We start from the raw sequence: 3274 nt of genomic DNA on the forward strand, positions 1-3274 counted from the left end.
CGATCTCCCACAGCCCGTCTGGAACAATCCAACTCCACGTGCCCCGCCCCATACCGACGTCAACGACGCCTCACCACATAGGACACGGTCTTAGGTAATGCGACGCCGCTTCACCTCGTGCCATAGGCGTGAAGGTCGCACGTGACGTATTGAGAGCATTTCGGGGGGCGCTCGCGGCACGCGAGCCTCGATCATTCACGTGCGCGCGCCGGTGTGAGTGGGTCGGCTGGGGTATCCGTTTTCTAGCGGTTCGTTCGGTGGGTTGGTTGTTGGGGGCCAGGCCTGTGGGCCGCGTGCCGTCGCGGTGGCCGTCGGCGTCCACTCGCCGAGGGTGTTGCGGTTCTCCTCCTTCTTGGGATGGCGGTGTAGTGGTCAGCCGCGGTCGGGCAGAGCCTGGATGGCTGTCCCACGAGGGGTGTCTGATGTCTGTGAGTCAGAGCCAGGAACGTGGAGGCGGCGGGGCGTTTCTGCTGGGGCGGTGGCTGTCGGGTCAGCGGCGGGCGTACCGGGCCGGGACCATGACCGGGGTGCGGGCGGCCGAGCTGGAGGAGCTCGGGATCGTGTGGGACACCGCCGACCACGGGTTTGCCGAGAATTTGGCGGCGGCGCGGGCTTACTGTCGGCTCCACGGGACTCTCGCCGCCCCGCCAGGCGCGTCCGCGCTGGATCTGGAGGTCGGGCAGTGGCTGACCACCGTCCGCCGTGTCGGCGGGCTGGGGACGGCCCCCGAACGGGCGCAGCGGCGGGCCGCGCAGCTCGCCGCGATCAACATCGACTGGAACCCGCGCGAGTACGGTTGGACGGTCGACGGGCAGCGCCACCACGCCTACCTCACCCAGCTCCTCGCCGACGGGGCGCGACCGACCGCCATCGTGCCCGAGGTGACCCTGCACGGCGAAGGCATCGGGCGCTGGCTCGCCACCCAACGGCGCAACTTCAGCCGGCTCAACGGCAAGCAGCAGCGGCGCATTGCCACGCTCGGCGTGAAGCCGCAGCCAACTTCACGGGCCCGGAAGACCCCAACGAAGACAGCCGTGGCAGGGGGTCGGGGCCGCGCACGGGCGGGGAGGCCTTCCAGAAGGGCACCCAGGCCCTCCAGCAGTACATCCAGCGGGAAGGGGCAGCGGCGAGGATTCCCGCTCGAATATTGAAGTGGTGCGCCACGGAGGGAAGGACGTCGAAGTTGGTTGGCATGGTTTCGGGAGCCTTTTCCGTGTGTACGGCTGGTGGGTGAGGTGACGGGGTGGTGTTGACGGGGGCGTGACGAACGGGGCATCTCGCTGGTTTGGAGAGTCGCCAAACGTAGCCTCACCTGCGGAGATGCCCCGTGTTCTCCTGTCCTGCCGCATGCGACCTCGAAGAAGAGCTCCTGGAGCTGGTGACAATGGCGATCGTCGCCGGCGGCGATGACCGCAGCTGCAAGCTGCGTCCGTCCGACCGGGCCCGGTGCACGCTGGTCTACCTGCGCAAGCACGACACCTTCGAACAGGTCGCCGCGGGTTTCGGTATCGGTGTGGCCACGGCCTGGCGGTATGTGAACGACACGATCGACTGCCCCGCTGCCTTCGCCCCGTCGTTGACAGAGGCGCTGACCAGCCCTCACACCGGCGCATACGCACTGCTGGACGGCACCGTCGCGGAGACCGACCAGGTCCAGAAACCAGGCCACTTCTCCGGAAAAGTCCCGCCGCGAGGGCGTAAAGCTGCAGGTCATCACCGCGGAAGAAGGAAAGCTGCGGTGGCTTTCACCCGCCCTGCCCGGCGGCACCCACGATGTGAAGGCCGCCCGCGAGCACGACATCATCTCCACCTGCGCCCCACTGGACCTCCAGGTCCTCGCGGACAAGGGCTACCAGGGCGCCGGCGGCACCGTCATCACACCGATCAAACGCCGCCCGGGTACAGATCTGCCGGACAAGCACAAGAAGTCGAACACGGTCCACGCCGGACTGCGGGCTCCCGTCGAGCGGACGATCTCCCGCATCAAGCAGTGGAGGATCTTCCGCCACGCCCGCATCAGCCCGAACAGGCTCACGTCAGCCGCCGCAGCCATCCTCACCCTCATGATCTACACATGAAAAAGGCTCCAGGTGCGCTTGTCTGGTGGCTGCGTGGTTGGCGTAAGGTTTCTCCTCGAACTCGATGGGGCTGAATAGCCGAGTCGTTTCTGTATGCGGCGAAGCTTGTAGGAGTCACTGATCTGTTCGAAGAGTGCGAGGTTGGTTTCGGCCCGGTAGCATCGCGATGCTTGCCTGGCCACAGTGCCGTGCCGTGATTGGTCCTGTCCGGTAGAGATCTGGCGTCTTCACCAACACCAGCTACCGAGAAAGGCCCCCTTGCTGGTCAAGAACACCAGACCCGTGAATAACCCTCGTGGTTCATGGTTTCAGGCCAAGTTCTGCAGAGTGGCCTTTTCAGGCTGCAGTTCGTGTGCTCGGATGTATCCCGCTCCTGGTGTGCCTGTTTTCCCCGGACACGTTACGCAGCGAGGAGAAGAGATGATCAGAATCCTGAGTGCCGGGACCGCCGCGGCTGCCGCATCGGTGCTGCTGGCCGGACCGGCCTCCCCTTCATCGTCGGCCGCGGTAACCCTCACGCCTCCACCGCCTGGAAAGATCACCATCGGCGTCGCCTCCGTGAACGGCTCGGGCTGCCGACCCGGCAGCGCCGCGGTGTCCGTCGCCCCCGACAACACCGCCTTCACCGTCACCTATAGCGAGTACCTGGCCCAGGCCGGCGGCGACAGCAGGCCTGCTGATTCCCGCAAGAACTGCCAGATCGCTCTCCGGGTCAACGTGCCCCAGGGATTCACCTATGCCATCGCCAATGCCGACTACCGCGGCTTCGCATCCCTCAGTCGATGGGCGACAGGCACCCAGCAGGCCGGCTACTACTTCCAGGGATACCCCCAGACATACCGCAGAACCCACACGTTCTCCGGCCCCCGCAGCGACAACTGGCAGGCTTCAGACCAAGTCGAAGTCGCAGCCCTCGTCTACGCCCCCTGCGGAGCCCAACGCAACTTCAACATCAACACCGAGCTACGCACCGCAACCAGAAACGGCCAGGCAGACCCCGTCAGCTTCATGGCGATGGACTCAACCGACGCCAGTATCAACACCGTCTACCACTTTGCCTGGAAGCGCTGCCCACACCAGGGCTGACCGGCAGGGCCGCTCAGTGAACCTCTTTCATCCTGTCTCTGAGGAGTGAAAGGCCTGGTCAGCCAGTGGGTGACGTGGCAGAGCCCCCGGTCGTTGGCGGTGTTGATTCC

At 65.7% G+C, this 3274-nt stretch carries 2 protein-coding genes and 1 pseudogene; all 3 read left to right on the forward strand.

All coding sequences use genetic code 11. The annotated features are described in order from the left end of the window. Positions 1-422: 422 nt before the first annotated feature. The 3 genes and pseudogenes from ACFYP3_RS37275 to ACFYP3_RS37285 all read left to right on the forward strand — a co-directional run bounded on the left by ACFYP3_RS37275 (position 423) and on the right by ACFYP3_RS37285 (position 3164). A complete protein-coding gene (locus ACFYP3_RS37275; protein WP_388842535.1) occupies positions 423-1151 on the forward strand; it encodes a helicase associated domain-containing protein in 729 nt (242 codons plus the stop codon). A 233-nt stretch (positions 1152-1384) separates the two neighbouring features. Then, positions 1385-2078 (forward strand): annotated as a pseudogene (locus tag ACFYP3_RS37280) (transposase family protein). A gap of 420 nt (positions 2079-2498) precedes the next feature. Continuing rightward, the gene (locus ACFYP3_RS37285; RefSeq protein ID WP_388842537.1) at positions 2499-3164 is read left to right on the forward strand and encodes a DUF4360 domain-containing protein; all 666 of its coding nucleotides are present in this window, start codon (positions 2499-2501) and stop codon (positions 3162-3164) included. The last annotated feature ends 110 nt before the right edge of the window (positions 3165-3274 follow it).

Origin of the sequence: Streptomyces sp. NPDC005533 (assembly GCF_042871845.1) — a bacterium.
In the GTDB taxonomy this organism is placed as follows: domain Bacteria; phylum Actinomycetota; class Actinomycetes; order Streptomycetales; family Streptomycetaceae; genus Streptomyces.

Bases quoted from the DNA above. Each gene is read 5' to 3' on its own strand.
- ACFYP3_RS37285 (WP_388842537.1), top strand. From the start codon at position 2,499: ATGATCAGAATCCTGAGTGCCGGGACCGCCGCGGCTGCCGCATCGGTG.
- ACFYP3_RS37275 (WP_388842535.1), top strand. From the start codon at position 423: ATGTCTGTGAGTCAGAGCCAGGAACGTGGAGGCGGCGGGGCGTTTCTG.